At 62.7% G+C, this 14,966-nt stretch carries 13 protein-coding genes, 1 tRNA gene and 1 pseudogene; 8 read left to right on the plus strand and 7 right to left on the minus strand.

Going from position 1 to position 14,966, the window contains the following annotated elements:
• Nucleotides 1-85: 85 nt before the first annotated feature.
• Nucleotides 86-160 (plus strand) — tRNA-Glu (locus M8997_RS10775).
• A gap of 181 nt (nucleotides 161-341) precedes the next feature.
• On the opposite strand, the gene M8997_RS10780 is transcribed toward M8997_RS10775, so the two are convergent.
• Nucleotides 342-1,532, minus strand: a complete 1,191-nt coding sequence (locus M8997_RS10780) for an alpha-hydroxy acid oxidase (protein WP_250020073.1) — start codon at nucleotides 1,530-1,532, stop codon at nucleotides 342-344.
• Nucleotides 1,533-1,713: 181 nt separating this feature from the next.
• Here M8997_RS10780 and M8997_RS10785 point away from each other — a divergent pair, with 181 nt between their 5' ends.
• Entirely contained in the window at nucleotides 1,714-2,637 is a 924-nt protein-coding gene (locus M8997_RS10785) for a 2-hydroxyacid dehydrogenase (protein WP_250020072.1), read from the plus strand.
• A gap of 65 nt (nucleotides 2,638-2,702) precedes the next feature.
• On the opposite strand, the gene purU is transcribed toward M8997_RS10785, so the two are convergent.
• The 5 genes from purU to cobG form a co-directional block, all read right to left on the minus strand.
• Entirely contained in the window at nucleotides 2,703-3,557 is an 855-nt protein-coding gene (gene purU, locus M8997_RS10790; protein WP_250020071.1) for a formyltetrahydrofolate deformylase, read from the minus strand.
• 157 nt (nucleotides 3,558-3,714) lie between these two features.
• Nucleotides 3,715-5,130 (minus strand): precorrin-3B C(17)-methyltransferase, encoded by a 1,416-nt coding sequence (cobJ, locus tag M8997_RS10795; RefSeq protein ID WP_250020070.1) that lies wholly within the window; start codon nucleotides 5,128-5,130, stop codon nucleotides 3,715-3,717.
• On the minus strand, nucleotides 5,127-5,867 hold the full coding sequence (locus tag M8997_RS10800) for a precorrin-2 C(20)-methyltransferase (RefSeq protein ID WP_250020069.1): 741 nt from the start codon (nucleotides 5,865-5,867) through the stop codon (nucleotides 5,127-5,129). The genes cobJ and M8997_RS10800 overlap by 4 nt, the downstream gene beginning before the upstream one ends.
• Nucleotides 5,867-6,493, minus strand: a complete 627-nt coding sequence (locus tag M8997_RS10805) for a precorrin-8X methylmutase (RefSeq protein WP_250020068.1) — start codon at nucleotides 6,491-6,493, stop codon at nucleotides 5,867-5,869. The genes M8997_RS10800 and M8997_RS10805 overlap by 1 nt, the downstream gene beginning before the upstream one ends.
• Entirely contained in the window at nucleotides 6,486-7,856 is a 1,371-nt protein-coding gene (gene cobG / locus M8997_RS10810) for a precorrin-3B synthase (RefSeq protein WP_250020067.1), read from the minus strand. The genes M8997_RS10805 and cobG overlap by 8 nt, the downstream gene beginning before the upstream one ends.
• A gap of 111 nt (nucleotides 7,857-7,967) precedes the next feature.
• On the opposite strand from cobG, the gene cbiE reads away from it, so the two are divergent.
• From cbiE to M8997_RS10835, 5 genes and pseudogenes are all read left to right on the plus strand, one after another.
• On the plus strand, nucleotides 7,968-9,182 hold the full coding sequence (cbiE, locus tag M8997_RS10815; RefSeq protein WP_250020066.1) for a precorrin-6y C5,15-methyltransferase (decarboxylating) subunit CbiE: 1,215 nt from the start codon (nucleotides 7,968-7,970) through the stop codon (nucleotides 9,180-9,182).
• Between the two features lie 151 nt (nucleotides 9,183-9,333).
• A complete protein-coding gene (locus M8997_RS10820; RefSeq protein WP_250020065.1) occupies nucleotides 9,334-10,380 on the plus strand; it encodes a DUF475 domain-containing protein in 1,047 nt (348 codons plus the stop codon).
• 198 nt (nucleotides 10,381-10,578) lie between these two features.
• Nucleotides 10,579-11,223: pseudogene (locus M8997_RS10825) on the plus strand (UdgX family uracil-DNA binding protein); the annotation flags it as partial.
• A 117-nt stretch (nucleotides 11,224-11,340) separates the two neighbouring features.
• Nucleotides 11,341-12,339, plus strand: coding sequence for an AI-2E family transporter (locus M8997_RS10830; RefSeq protein ID WP_252597197.1), 999 nt, complete (start codon nucleotides 11,341-11,343; stop codon nucleotides 12,337-12,339).
• A gap of 64 nt (nucleotides 12,340-12,403) precedes the next feature.
• A complete protein-coding gene (locus tag M8997_RS10835) occupies nucleotides 12,404-12,769 on the plus strand; it encodes a hypothetical protein (RefSeq protein WP_250020063.1) in 366 nt (121 codons plus the stop codon).
• On the opposite strand, the gene M8997_RS10840 is transcribed toward M8997_RS10835, so the two are convergent.
• Nucleotides 12,766-13,698, minus strand: a complete 933-nt coding sequence (locus M8997_RS10840; protein WP_250020062.1) for a sugar-binding transcriptional regulator — start codon at nucleotides 13,696-13,698, stop codon at nucleotides 12,766-12,768. The genes M8997_RS10835 and M8997_RS10840 overlap by 4 nt on opposite strands.
• A gap of 231 nt (nucleotides 13,699-13,929) precedes the next feature.
• Here M8997_RS10840 and M8997_RS10845 point away from each other — a divergent pair, with 231 nt between their 5' ends.
• Nucleotides 13,930-14,916, plus strand: coding sequence for an ABC transporter substrate-binding protein (locus M8997_RS10845; protein ID WP_250020061.1), 987 nt, complete (start codon nucleotides 13,930-13,932; stop codon nucleotides 14,914-14,916).
• The last annotated feature ends 50 nt before the right edge of the window (nucleotides 14,917-14,966 follow it).

Raw genomic sequence — 14,966 nt, forward strand, 5'->3', positions numbered from 1 at the left:
TTTGGTCGGCCGCGCATGGAACGAACCGCATATTAGTCATTGCACTTTTCGTTCCGCTTGGTTATATCGCGCTCACAAACTGCTTGCGCCCATCGTCTAGCGGTCAGGACGGCGCCCTCTCACGGCGCAAACAGGGGTTCGATTCCCCTTGGGCGTACCAATTTCCAAATATATTGTCCTATCACAGCCTCGGCTGCCGAGGCCTGGCTTCGGCCGATCGATCCGTTCCAGCGTTTACGCGTCCAATCGACCATCCGGCCCGAGGCGGGACAGAAGGTCGGATTTCGGATGCGCCACGGCGATGACGACGCGTGTTTCCGGCCGCTTCGCCGGGTTGCCGCTCATCCCTGGCGTTTCTTCTTCACCTGCGCCATGCGCGGCTTGGTTTCGAGGCCGCTCTTGTAGAGATTGTTGCGATCGAGCACCTTCACGTCCCGTTCGCCGCAAAGCGCCATGGTTATGTCGAGCTCCTTGCGGATGATCTCGAGGGCCTCGGTCACGCCGCGCTTGCCGCCGGCGCCGAGGCCGTAAAGGAAGGCGCGCCCGATATAGGTGCCCTTGGCGCCGATGGCCAGCGCCTTGAGCACGTCCTGTCCCGAGCGGATGCCGCCATCGAAATGCACCTCGATCTTGTCGCCTACCGCATCGACGATCTCGGCCAGCACGGAGATCGAGGAGGGGGCGCCATCGAGCTGGCGTCCGCCATGATTGGAGACGATGATGGCATCAGCGCCGGTCGCAGCGGCCATCTTCGCATCCTCCACGTCGAGAATGCCCTTGATGATGATCTTGCCGCCCCACCGCTCCTTGATCCAGCCGACATCGCTCCATGAAAGGCGCGGATCGAACTGTTCGGCGGTCCAGACGGAAAGCGAGGAGAGATCGGCGACACCCTTGGCATGGCCGACGATATTGCCGAAGGTGCGGCGCTTCGTGTTCAGCATGCCGAGGCACCATTGCGGCCGCGTCGCCATCTGCCAGATGTGCTTCGGCGTGAATTTGGGCGGGGCGGAAAGGCCGTTGCGCAAATCCTTGTGCCGCTGGCCGAGTATCTGCAGGTCCAGCGTCAGCACCAGCGCGGAACATTTTGCGGCCTTGGCGCGATCGATCAGATTATAGATGAACTCGCGGTCGCGCATGACATAGAGCTGAAACCAGAACGGCCTGGTGGTCGCTGCCGCCACGTCCTCGATCGAGCAGATGCTCATCGTCGACAGGGTGAACGGCACGCCGAATTCCTCGGCGGCCTGTGCGGCCAGTATTTCGCCATCCGCATGCTGCATGCCGGTGAGGCCAGTGGGCGCGAGCGCGACCGGCATCGAAACGGGCAGGCCAACCATGGTGCTTTCCAGCGTGCGCTCGGTCATGTCCACCGCCACGCGCTGGCGCAGCTGGATCTTGGCGAAATCCGCCTCATTGGCGCGATAGGTGGTTTCCGTCCAGGCGCCGGAATCGGCGTAGTCGAAAAACATCTTGGGCACCCGGCGCTTTGCAATCCGCTTCAGATCGGCGATCTCTACTGTCTTGGCCATGGATTATTCTCTTCGTTTCGACGAGGTTGTTTCAACCTGTTGCAGGCTGGTAGGCAAGCCTGGAGCTTGGATAATCATATACGGGCAGGCGCTTCACGAGTAAATGGCTTGTTGTCCATCCGCAACATTGTCTATGTTGTATGCCTTGCTGTCCGCATCCCCGCAACCCACAGGAAATACAATGGCGAAACCACCCATTCTCGTGCTTGGACCCCTCATGCCCTATCTGATCGAGGAGCTCGAAAAGAGATATGCGCTGGAAAAGCTCTATGAGAAAGAGGATGCGCTCGGATATCTCCAGGAAAATGCGCATCGCTTCGAAGCTGCGGTCACCAGCACCTTTACCGGCCTCAAGGCGGATATGATAGATCTGCTGCCCGCGGTGAAGATCGTTTCCTCCTTCGGCGTCGGGATGGATTCGCTCGACGTCGCCTATGCCGCGACGAAGGGCATCAAGATCGCCAATACGCCGGACGTCCTGAACGAGGATACGGCCAATATGGCGATATCCCTGCTGCTGGCGTCGACGCGCGACATCGTCGCCAATGACCGTTTCGTGCGTGAAGGCCGCTGGGCGCGCGGCGAGACGGCGCCGCTGGCCCAGGGCATCGAGGGCAAGAAGGTGGGGCTCGTCGGGCTCGGCCGGATCGGCAGCGTCATTGCCGCAAAGCTCACCGCATTTGGTTGTGAAATCGTCTATCACACGCGCAATCAGCGCACCGACAGCCCCTATGGCTATTATGGCGACCTGATCGAAATGGCGCGCGACTGCGCGGCGCTGATAGCCATTCTACCCGGCGGCGAAGCGACCCGGGGCGTCATCTCGCGCGACGTGTTGAAGGCGCTCGGGCCGCAAGGCACGTTCGTCAATGTCGCGCGCGGGACGGTGGTCGACGAGGAGGCGCTGGTCGAGCTGCTGCAATCCGGCGAGCTTGGCCGGGCAGGGCTCGATGTCTTCGTCGATGAGCCGAATGTACCGACGGCGCTGTTCGCGCTCAACAATGTCGTGCTGCAGCCGCATATGGGCAGCGCCACCGTCGAGACGCGCAAGGCCATGGCCGACCGCGTCGTGACCAATCTGGAAGCCTATTTCGCCGCGAAGTAGAGCCTGTTCCACATCGCCGGGCGCTTGGCGGCCCGGCGGTCAGCGCTGTGCCGTCGCGATTCTGCTCAACCGAAGACCACGGTCTTGTGACCGTTGAGCATGACGCGGGATTCGAGATGCTTCTTGACCGCGCGGGCGAGGACGCGGCTTTCGATGTCGCGGCCGGTCGCCACGAAATCCTCGGCGCTCATCGCATGGGTGACGCGTTCCGTCTCCTGCTCGATGATCGGGCCCTCGTCGAGGTCCGGCGTGACGTAATGCGCGGTGGCGCCGATCAGCTTCACGCCCCGCTCGAAAGCCTGGTGATAGGGCTTTGCACCCTTGAAGCTCGGCAGGAAGGAGTGGTGGATGTTGATGACCTTGCCGAACAGGCGCTTCGACAGATTGTCGGACAGGACCTGCATGTAGCGCGCCAGGATCACGAGATCGGCGCCGGTGTCCTTGACGATCTTCAGCAGGGCGTCTTCCTGCTCCTTCTTGTTCTCCCGCGATACCGGCAGGACATGGTAGGGAATTCCCTCATGATCGGCGAAGCGGCGGCTGTCTTCATGATTGGAGACGATCGCCACGACTTCGGCATCGAGCCAGCCGACATTGATCTGGTAGATCAGGTGCTGCAGCGCGTGGTCGAAGCGTGAAACCATGATGACGATCTTCGGCTTCTTCGATTGATCGACCAATGTCGTCTTCATGTCGAAGCGTTCGATCGCCGGCCGCAATCCGCGCTCCACGTCGTCCTTCGTGGTGCCCTCGGCGGCGGTGAAGGCGATGCGCATGAAGAACCTGTTGGTCTGCCGGTCCCAGAACTGATTGCTCTCGGCGATATTCGCGTCCATCCCCGCCAGCTCGGTCGTGACGGAGGCGACGATGCCCGGACGGTCTTCGCAAGTGAGGGTCAGAACGTAGTTTTTGTCTGGCATGGGAACTCCGGCTGTCAAATGAATGTGGCGGGATGATAGGGCGCGCGCCCGGCTTCCGGCGATGCAAAAGCGAAGCGCATAGTCCTTTTTCCGGCATCGTCCGCCGGCGTCAAACGAAGTTTGCTCATCCGGCGATGAATTTCGGCGCGGTCACGGTCTACGGTTTGGCGCCGTACCAGCGCGGCGTATAGACCCATTCGCCGCCCGCAGCGCGCGGAAAGCGCTGGGTGAGCGAGGAGCCGACTATGATGACAGTCCGCATGTCCACCTGTTCCGGCGTCAGCTCCCCGAGCGCGATGGTGGTGAGCGCTTCGCCGGGGCGGCCGATGTCGCGGCCGAGAACGACGGGTGTCGCGGGCGAACGATGTTGCCGCAATATTTCGATGGCGCGCGGCAATTGCCAGGGGCGATGCTTCGAAATCGGATTGTAGAATGCCATGGCGAGATCGGCTTCGGCGGCGAGGGCGATGCGCTTCTCGATGATTTCCCAGGGCTTCAGATTGTCGGAGAGCGACAGAATGCAGAAATCATGGCCAAGCGGCGCGCCGCTGCGGCTCGCTGCCGCCATCGCGGCCGAGACACCCGGCAGAACGACGAGTTCGATCTCATGCCAGGCCGGGTCGGCGGATTCGTGCAGCGCTTCGATGACGGCGGCGGCCATGGCGAAGATTCCGGGGTCGCCGGAAGAAATCATCACCACCGAACGTCCGCCCGCCGCAAGTTCGAACGCGTGCCGCGCCCGCTGCATCTCTTCCCGGTTGTCGGTCATGTGCAGGCGCTGATCCGGGCGAAACGGCCCGGCCATGCGCACATAGGTCTCGTAGCCGAGAACGTCTTCCGCCCGCTGCAATTCCTGCTGAACGGCGGGGATCATGTAGTCGCGATCGCCAGGACCGAGGCCGACGACGACCAGCCGACCTCGCCGGGGTGATGCCGGCGCCGCTTCGGGCGTTGTCACGAACAGGAGTTCCGCCTCGCCGGGCGCCGCGTCGTCGCTGCCTATGCGGATGCGAAGCTCGCCTTCGTCGTCGACCGGCAGGCGGGCATCGGCCAGCCACGGCGCGTCGCCTTCGATGCGGACCTTCTTTCCGGCCAGCATGTCGGCGATGAAGGTCTTGGCGTCCTCCGGGTTCTTCAGCACATAGCCCGGCGGCGGGTTGAGCAGGCACGTGCCGAAGCGCAATTCCCCGGATGTCGTTATGGCGGGCGCTATGCCGAGGATCGATGCAATGGTGCGGGCGAGCGGATTGACGCCTGTCGTCCCGCCAAGCAGGGGAACCACGGCGCTGCCATCATCGGCGACGGCCAGCACCGGCGGCTCGGCACCCTTCTCGCCGAGGATGGGCGCGAGGGCGCGAATGGTGATACCCGCCGCGCAGAGCGCGACGATCGGATGCCCCTCGCGATATTTGCCGCGGACCGTGGCGCCGAAATCGTCGAATGGCTCGTCCGCGCCGGCAGCGCGGCTGGCGAGGCCGTGGATGATCGCCTGCGGCAGGCCAGCCTTGATCTTTCGGGCGGTTTCGAGCCCGAGTGCCGACAATACGATCAGGATCGGCGCCGGAGCGGTCATTCTCCGGTTCCCTTCCACTTTTCGCCCGGGACGAGGATCAGCGAGAAATAGGGAGAGCTGGAGGGATCGACCTCGCTCAAGGGCAGGATACGCTGCGCGTCCATGGTGGCGCGCTCGACATAGAGGGCCCGCTGCATCAGTCCAAGCTCGGAGATGACGCCGCGCACCTTGTCGAGGTTCTTGCCCAGCTTCATGATGGCGGCGGCTTCCGTATTGGCCAGCCGGCTTTTCAGTTCGTCGGCTTCGAGCACGCCGGACAGAACCGTCAGCGTCTGGTTCCGGTAGACGAGCGGCGCGCCGAGCACCGCGGCACCGCCGAGAATGGAACAGACGCCGGGCACGACCACCGTCTCGTAATGTTCGGCCAGGCGGTCGTGGATATACATGAAGGAGCCGTAGAAGAACGGATCGCCCTCGGCGATGACGGCGACGTCGCGCCCGGCATCGAGGTGTTCACGCAGCAGCCTCGTTATGTCGCCGTAGAAGTCGCTGACGATCGCATCATAATTCATGTGGGCCGGCAGGATCTCCGTCGTCACCGGATAGATCAGCGGGACCAGCTGCTGTTCCGCCGTCAGGTATTCTTCCACGATCGAAAGGGCATTGCCCTTCTTGCCGCGCGCCGCGTGATAGGCGACCACCGGTGCCGCCCGCAGCAGGCGCAGGGCCTTCAAGGTGATGAGTTCAGGGTCTCCCGGACCGACGCCGAGGCCGAAAAGCCGTCCTTTGTGCGGCATTATTCCTTCTCCGAAGCCAGCGCGTTGACCGCGGCGGCGGCCATGGCGCTGCCGCCGCGCCGGCCGTGCACCACGACATAGGGGATGCCGAAATCATTCTCCGCCAGCGCCTGCTTGGATTCCGCCGCGCCGACAAATCCGACTGGAAAGCCGAGGATGAGCGCTGGTTTCGGCGCACCTTCCGCGATCATCTCGAGCAGGCGGAAAAGCGCGGTCGGTGCATTGCCGAAGGCGACGACCGAACCTGCGAGCCGGGGCCGCCACAATTCAAGCGCGGCCGCCGAGCGCGTATTGCCGATCTTGCGGGCAAGTTCGGGCACCGACGCTTCGCCCAGGGTGCAGATGACTTCGTTTGCCGCCGGAAGGCGGGCCCTCGTCACGCCCTCCGATACCATGCGGGCATCGCACAGGATCGGGGCGCCGCGCAGCAGCGCCTGCCGGCCGGCATCACCGGCGCCCGGGGAAAAGGCCAGTTCGTCGATGACATCCACCATGCCGCTCGCATGGGCCACGCGCACGGCGAGCTTTTCGAGATCGGCCGGGATCCTGCTGAGGTCGGCTTCGGCGCGGATGATGGCGAATGAACGATCATAGATCGCCTGGCCATCGCGGATATAGTCAAGCATCAAATGGCCCCCCGGAGCCGGAAAATCTGGCGCCGATCAATTCGGCGGCTTCCTCGATAGTGCGGTCGCCAGCCAATAGCTTGCCAAATCGCGACGGTCCACCGGTCGCATGCAGAAAGATGTCATAATGCCCGGGAGAAGTGGCGACGAGCGTCACCTGCCGCGCCAATGGCGAAGCGCATGATTTGGCGCAGCCGGTCAGGTGGACATGCGGAAGACCCGGTACGCCGGCAAGCCTGTCGGCCAGTTGCGCCGCATCCGCCTGCGTATCGGCCAATGCCGCGCCGCATCCGGTCGAGCCCGAGCAGGCGATCATGTTGGCAAGCGGCGCACGGATATCGGTCGTGAAGCCAGCCGCTTGCAGCTCGCCAATGAGCGCCGCCGCAATATCCGGCGATGTGGCGGCGATGAGCACGCTCTGCCACGGGGTCATGCGGATGCGGCCGTCGCCATGGGAAAGGGCGAGCGCGGAGAGCCGCTGCATCGATGCCGCGGATAGCCGCCCCAGCGCAGGCAGTGCGCCGACAAGATGATGGTCTCCTGCCGCATGGATCCGGCCGAGATGTCCGCCACGGTCCGGCGCCGCGCGCCGCCAGTTCCCGGCCGGTTCTATCCCTGCGCCCTGCCGGAGCTTCGCCACGATGGTTTCCGCCGGCATTTCCGCCAGCAAATGCCGCATGCGCAGCGATTCAGGCCGATCGGCGCGCCAATCCAGGAAGAGATCGAGCACTGCTTCGATGAAGTGGCCGGCCCCGGAGCGCATGACGAAACCGCTGGCCGGCCTGTCGTCGGCGGCGATCGGCGGCACGCCGGCGAAGCCGAAGCAGAAACCCGGCCCTGATCCGGCGATATCGGCGGCAGAGAGCCATAGATCATGCGGGTGATCGAGCTTGGCGACGGTTTCGCCGCCATCGATCAGGATGCAGAATTTGGGTGAAAGAGACTGGTAATCGGTGCGGGTTTGCAGCGCCGCGAGCAGTTGCAGGCCCAGAGGCCGGGCATCGATCAGCGCCGGCTCGAAACCCGCCGTCGGATTGATCATGACATTGCGGACATCGTCGCCCTCATCCGTCAAGGGACCGAGTCCGGCCGCCAGCAGCGCATCGATCAGCGCCGTCCGGTGCTCCGGCGCGACGCCGCGCAGCTGCAGATTGGCGCGGTTGGTTATATCGATGATGCCATTGCCGAAGCGTCGCGCTGCATCGGCGATGCCGCGTGCCTGCTGCGCCGTCAGTTCGCCGAAGGTGAGCTTGAGCCGGCAAATGCCGCCATCGCGCGCTTCGACCATGCGAAACAGGCCTGGACAGGCCGAGCGCCGGTCGCCGCTGCTTCGCGGGCGGTCTATGGTGGAAGCGGAAATCATCGGGCGAAACTACAGTATGGCTTTGCGCCTGCCAACTGCCGCCATCACCCTGTCGTTGACCGGTTCCGCGGTTTCGGGCATGCAGGGGCGCAGCGAGTTTCGGGAAACATGATGAGACAGTGGCTGACAATCATCGGCATCGGGGAAGATGGCTATTCGGGGCTGGGTGAGGCGGCGCGCAATGCGCTGGCGCAAGCGCGAACGGTTTTTGGCGGACAGCGCCATCTCGACCATCTGCCCGAGCAGGTTTCGGCGCGGCGCATAGCCTGGCCGACGCCCTTCTCCGATGCCTATCCGCTGCTGCTCGAACGGCGCGGCGAGCCCGTCGCCGTGCTGGCGAGCGGCGATCCCATGTATTTCGGCATGGGGGCGACCCTGACGAGATATGTCGCCGCCGAGGAAATGCACATCCTGCCGGCGCCGTCATCCTTCTCGCTGGCCGCGGCGCGCATGGGATGGCCGATCCAGAACAGCGTGCTTCTGAGCGTCCATGGCCGGCCGCTGGAAACGATCCGCGCCCATCTTGCGCCCGGTGCGCGCCTGCTCGTCCTGAGCAATGATGGCGATACGCCCGCCGCGGCCGCGCGGCTGCTTTGCGATGCCGGCTTCGGTAGCTCCCGGCTTACGGTGCTCGAACATCTGGGCGGCGGGAGCGAGCGCCGCATCGACGCGACTGCGAGGGACTGGCCGCATGGACGCTGCGCCGATCTCAACGTCCTCGCCATCGAATGCGGCGAGCCTTCATCTGACACGGACAGCCTGCCGCTGGTGGCGGGCCTGCCCGACGGGGCTTTTCGCCACGACGGGCAATTGACGAAGCGGGATATCCGCTCCGTTACGCTGTCGCATCTTGCGCCGCTGCCCGGCCAGCTGCTGTGGGACGTGGGGGCGGGCTGCGGTTCCATCGGCATCGAATGGATGCGCTCGCATCCATCATGCCGGGCCATCGCCATCGAGGCCAATCAGGCGCGGCAGGAATTCATAACGCATAATTCCCGCTCCCTCGGCGTGCCGGGCCTGACATTGATATGCGGCGAGGCGCCGGCGGCACTGACCGGCCTCGAGGCACCCGACGCTGTCTTCATCGGCGGCGGCGTCACGGATGAAGGCGTCATTCAAACGTGCTGGGAGGCCTTGAAACCCGGCGGCCGGCTCGTCGCCAATGCGGTCACCGTGCAAAGCGAGATGTTGTTGTTCAACTGGCGGTCGACGCATGGCGGCGATCTCGCCAAGCTGCAGATTTCGCACATTCAGGCAATTGGCGGCTTTGATGGCTGGCGGGCGGCGCTTCCCGTCACTATCTATAGCGTTCGCAAGCAGAGATAGCCTTGTTCGGCCTCGTCCCGCGACAGGATTACGACAGGATTATGCTCTCTAAGGGAGGCGGGAGATTGCATTTGGGCGACTATTCCTGTTCTTAGCTTCGGCTAGGCAGGGGGATCCCATGCAGATCGGGAGTCAGGAGCAGGAAACACGCATGGCAACTTACAGGTACTTCATATGGCCCATCATGTTCACGATCGTGGGTCTGGCGCTGGGAGCCTGGATAGGGTTCGTCTATTCGGGAACATTGCAGGGCGCCTTGTCGGTTCTGTTCATCTGTACCGTACTCGGAATTCTCGAGATTTCGCTTTCCTTCGACAATGCCATCGTGAATGCCAAGATATTGAAGGATATGACGCCGAAATGGCAGCATCGCTTCCTGACCTGGGGCATCATCATCGCCGTCTTCGGCATGCGCATCATCTTTCCGCTGGCGATCGTCGCCGTGGCGGCGTGGATCGATCCGATTTCGGCCTTGAAGCTCGCGATTTCCAATCCGGGCGAATATGCGCGCATCATGAATGAAGCCCATGTGGGCATCGCCGCCTTTGGCGGAACGTTCCTGATGATGGTCGGGCTGAAATTCTTCTTCGACCATGAGAAGGACATTCACTGGATCAAGGTCATCGAAAGCCGGGCCTCGCGCTTTGCCTCCATCCAGGGCATCGAGGTCGGCGTGGTGCTGGCCCTGATCATCTTCTTCTCGCGCCAGCTGGAAGGAGCGGAATCCATCACCTTCCTTACCTCCGCCATCTATGGCCTGCTCACCTTCCTCGTGGTCGAAGGTCTCGGTGCCATTCTCGACGCGACCCAGGAGCAGATGGACAGCGTGCACAAGGGCGGCCTTGGCGCGTTCCTCTATCTCGAAGTGCTCGATGCGAGCTTCTCCTTCGATGGCGTCATCGGCGCCTTCGCGCTTTCGACCAATCTCTTCGTCATCGCCATCGGTCTCGGCATCGGCGCGTTCTATGTGCGCTCGCTGACGATCATGCTGGTGGAGAAACAGACGCTCGGCCAGTACCGCTACCTCGAGCATGGCGCATTCTACGCGATATTGGTGCTCGCCGTGATCATGTATTGCCAGACGCTGGTGCACATCCCCGAGGTCATCACCGGCCTGATCGGCGCTGCCTTGATCCTGATGTCGCTGTTCTCGTCCATCGTCTATCGGCGGCGGAACGGCGAGGTGGAAGCGGCCTGAAGTCCAGGCAGGCTCTTTCGAGGTTTCGCAAGGCGCCGGGCGAAAGTCCGGCGCCTTTCCTTTTGCGCCCTGGAAAATGCCCAGGTGCGCGGACCGGGGAACATTTGCCGTGCCGTCGGGCTTTATGGAGACGTGAAGCTCCGTTCTGCCAAAGGAGGCTTGCTCATGGGCTGGACCATTGCAGCGTCGAACGGCCCCGCCGCCCGGGCCGGCAACGCCCGACCGCGTGCGTCCAAAGTCGAAACGCTGCCGGGAGGATTGCAAGAGGTCAGGCACGAGGCGGAACATTGCACGCGCTGCCATCTCTACAAATCGGCGACGCAGACCGTATTCGGCGAAGGGCCGCAGGATGCGAGGATCATGTTCGTCGGCGAGCAGCCGGGCGATCAGGAGGATCTTGCCGGCCAGCCCTTCGTCGGCCCGGCGGGCAAGATGCTCGATGCGGCGCTGAAGGAGGCGGAACTCGACCGGTCGCAGGTCTATGTCACCAATGCCGTCAAGCATTTCAAGTTCACGCCGCGCGGCAAGCGCCGCATCCATCAGAAGCCGAACATGGGCGAAATCCGGCCATGCCGCTGGTGGCTCGAACATGAGCTCGGCATCGTCAAGCCGAAGCTGGTGGTCGCGCTCGGCGCAACGGCCTTGACCGCCCTGATGCAAAGAACGGAAAGGCTTGCGGATTTCCGCGGCCGCGCCGTGGCTTTCGGTGACGGCCAGCAGCTCTATACGACCGTTCATCCTTCCTATCTGCTGCGGATTCCGGATGCCGGTTCGAAGCAGATGGAAACCGCGAAGTTCGTCAGGGATATGCGGCAGATCAGGAAGCTGGCCTATCCGGACTAGTCCGCCGTGCGGCGCCGATTGGAGATATTACTTGACTGGGCGGGCCAATCGCTGGATTGACTGTGCGACAAAAACTCAAGACCCAATCGCTCATTGCCGGTGCCAGATTTGCAAACATTGTCAAAGTCCCAGATCGCTTCCTATGTTCTGGCCGCGGCCGCCCTGTTCGGCGTGCTGCAACTCGGTCTGCTCTCGGCCCTGCTGTCGGGCCTGCTGGTCTACAGTCTCGTCCACATGGCGGCTCCCGTTCTCGGCCGCCTCGGTGTGTCGAACGGATTCACGCGGACGCTCGCTCTCGCGCTGTTGAGCCTGATCTTCATCGTGCTCATCGTCGTCGGGGTGACGAGCGCCGTTTCGCTGCTCGCCGACAATACGGAAGGCATCGTGTCGCTGTTTCAGAAGATGGCGGAGATCATCGATACGGCGCAGGTTCACCTGCCGGCCTGGGCGCGCGAATATTTCCCGAGCAATCTCGAAGAACTCGAGAGTCTCGCAGCCCGCTGGCTCCGCGATCATGCCGGGCAACTGCAGCTCGTCGGCAGGGACATCGGCGTGCTGATCATCCGCGTCGTCCTCGGCATGGTCGTCGGCGGCCTCATTGCCCTGACCTCCTTTGCTGACAGCAGGTGGCCCGGGCCGCTGGCCGTGGCGCTGACGGAGCGGGCGGAATTCCTCAGCAACGCCTTCCGCAACATCGTCTTTTCGCAGCTGCGCATTTCAGCGCTCAATACCTTCTTCACCGCGATATTCCTTGCCGGGGTGCTTCCGGCCTTCGGCGTGCATCTGCCTCTCGTCAAGACGATGATCGCCGTGACATTCCTGGTCGGGCTGCTGCCGGTGATCGGCAACCTCATCTCCAACACGGTGATCGTGATCGTGGCGCTGAGCGTTTCCTTCGTCGCCGCGGTCGGTTCGCTGGCCTTCCTGGTGATCATCCACAAGCTCGAATATTTCATGAATGCGAAGATCATCGGGTCGCGCATCAAGGCGCGGGCGTGGGAATTGCTGCTCGCCATGATCGTGCTGGAGGCGTGGTTCGGCATTTCGGGGCTGATAGCGGCGCCGATCTACTACGCCTACGCCAAGGATGAATTGAAACAGCGCCACCTCATCTGAGAATCCTCTGGTCCGGCCAACCGGTTGCGGCTAGACTGGCGGCACAGCAAATCTGGAGTCCACCATGCCGCCATTTCCCAATGAGGTCAGATCCATTCTCAACCGGGTCATGGGTTCGTCGCCGGCGGATCTGCGGCTCATGGCGCAGCGGCTTCACGATCATGCGGTGGAAGAGCGCATGCCGGCCGACGAGGTGAAATCCCATCTCGCCGAACTCGGCTACGGCAATATTTCCGATTTCTGCAAGGATTTGGAGCTGCCGGCGCATGTGGCGGAGCGCTGGGAGCGCTTCGGCGTGTCGTCGGAGATGAAGCAGGTATTCGGCATGCTGATCAAGCAGCGCAAGAAGTTTGCCGATGCGGCGGCGGAGTTCGAGGCGATCACGCATATGGGGCTGATGGATTTCCTGCGCAGCCGCGGCGTCCTCTAATATTTCGCCAGCAGCGCCGCGGCGGTATCGCTGTCGGTGATCAGCACCTTGGCGGCGACGACCTTCAATGCAGCGCGGATGGCCTCGGTCTTGGCAGTTCCGCCGGCGGCAAGCACCACATTCGGAATGCGCGCCACTGTTGGAAGGTCGATCGCCATGATCTGCCGGTTCACCTCGTGGTCGATCAGGCGCCCCTCCGCGTCGATGACGTAGCATAATATGTTCGCCACCGCGCCCTTGGCGGTCAAAGGCCCGATCAGGCTCGCCGACAGGATGTCATGCCTGAATATGGTCGATTCCGGCGTTATGCCCCCGACGGTCAGGAGGGCGATGTCAGCCGCCTCCGCGCGCTGCTTGACGTCCTTCAGCGACTCCTGCTGCCACAGTGCGTCGCGCAAGGAAGCATTGTCGACCACCACCGGCGCGGTGATCTGGTAACTGTCGACCCCATAGGCCTCCGCGACGCGGGCGGCGACGATCGACGGGTTGACCCAGCGGGAATGCGGCAGGCTGCCGACGAGCGCCACGACCGACGCATCCTTCAGCTGGCGCTTTTCGATGAAGCGCAGGCTGGCATAGAGGGTGGCGCCGCCGCCGATGGCGAGCGTCATGCCGTCCTGCATCGATTCGCCGAGATAGGAGGCCACCGCATGGCCTATCGCCGTTTCGAGGTGTTCTTCGCTGCTGGGCGTCGGGATGACGATGGCCGAAGACAGGTTCCAGCGTTTTTCGAGTTCCCGCTCCAGCGCGATCTGCTCTGCCGTCACGCCGTTGATGGTGGTGACGACAATGCCTTCGGACGTGCACGCCGCCAGCGTGCGCATCACCTTTACCCGGCTCACCTGCAGCTTTTCCGCGATCTGTTCCTGCGTCAGCCCCTCGACATAATAGAGCCAGGCCGTCTTCACCTTCAAATTCGACGAAGTCATCGGAAGTTCCGCCTGTTCCATCCCAATCTCCCCCTTCGGAATATCTGCTAGCATGCCCAAACTGTCATATAAGCTTCATTGTTCAAATGTATTTGACAAGTGACAAATGAACATGAACTATCATTGCCAGCATGGTCGAAGCTATACAATGGCCGGCCATGCGTGGAGGATGATTTTCGTGGAACCGCAACCTTTCCACCGAACACCAGAATCCCTGGGAGGAGAAAGAAAATGAAAAAAGTCGCAAGAATGTTGTTGGGCGCGCCGGTACTGCTGGCAGCTTCGCTGGCCCTGGGCAGTGCCTGGGCGGAAAATCTTACCCTGTACACGTCGCAACCCGATGCCGATGCCGCCAAGACGGTGGAAGCGTTCAAGAAGGTCAATCCGGATATCGAAGTCCAGGTCTATCGTTCGGGCACGAGCGAGATCATGAGCAAGCTTGCGGCGGAATTCGCCGCCGGTGCCGCCCAGGCCGACGTCCTGCTCATCGCCGATGCCGTCAGCATGGAAAGCCTGAAGAAGCAGGACAAGCTCCAGGCTTACGAGAAAGCCAATGTCGAAGGTTTCGCCGCTGATTCCTACGATCCCGGCAAGACCTATTTCGGTAGCAAGCTGATCACCACCGGCATCGCCTACAATTCGGCCGCTCCGAGCAAGCCCGCGCATTGGGCCGATCTGGCGAAGCCGGAATATAAGGGCGCGATCGTGATGCCGAGCCCGCTTTACTCGGGCGCTGCCGCCTATCTCCTGAGCGGCTTCGTCGCCAATCCCGAGTTCGGCTGGGACTATTTCGAGAAGCTGAAGGCCAATGAAACGGTCAGCGTCCGTGGCAATGGCGCGGTGTTGAAGTCGGTCGCCAGCGGCGAGAAGCCCTATGGCATTCTCGTCGACTTCATGGCGCTCAACGCCAAGGCCAAGGGTTCGCCGATCGAGTTCGTGTTCCCGAGCGAAGGCGTTCCTGCGGTCACCGAGCCGGTTGCGATCATGGCCGGCGCCAAGAACGTACCGGCAGCGCAGAAATTCGTCGACTTCATCCTGTCCGACGAAGGCCAGAAACTGGCGCTCGAACAGGGATATCTGCCGGCGAAGCCCAGCATCGGCCGGCCGGGCTGGCTGCCGGAAGGCGTCGAGGTCAAGGTCATGCCGATCGAGACGCAGAAGGTTCTGCAGCAGACCGATGCCGACAAGGCGAAGTTCGGCCAAATGTTCGGTGGCTGATTTGCCATTGACTGGCGCAAGGAAATATCAGGGCTCGGATGGAGCCCTGA

The sequence above is a fragment of the Phyllobacterium sp. 21LDTY02-6 genome (genome assembly GCF_023554255.2).
GTDB lineage: Bacteria > Pseudomonadota > Alphaproteobacteria > Rhizobiales > Rhizobiaceae > Phyllobacterium.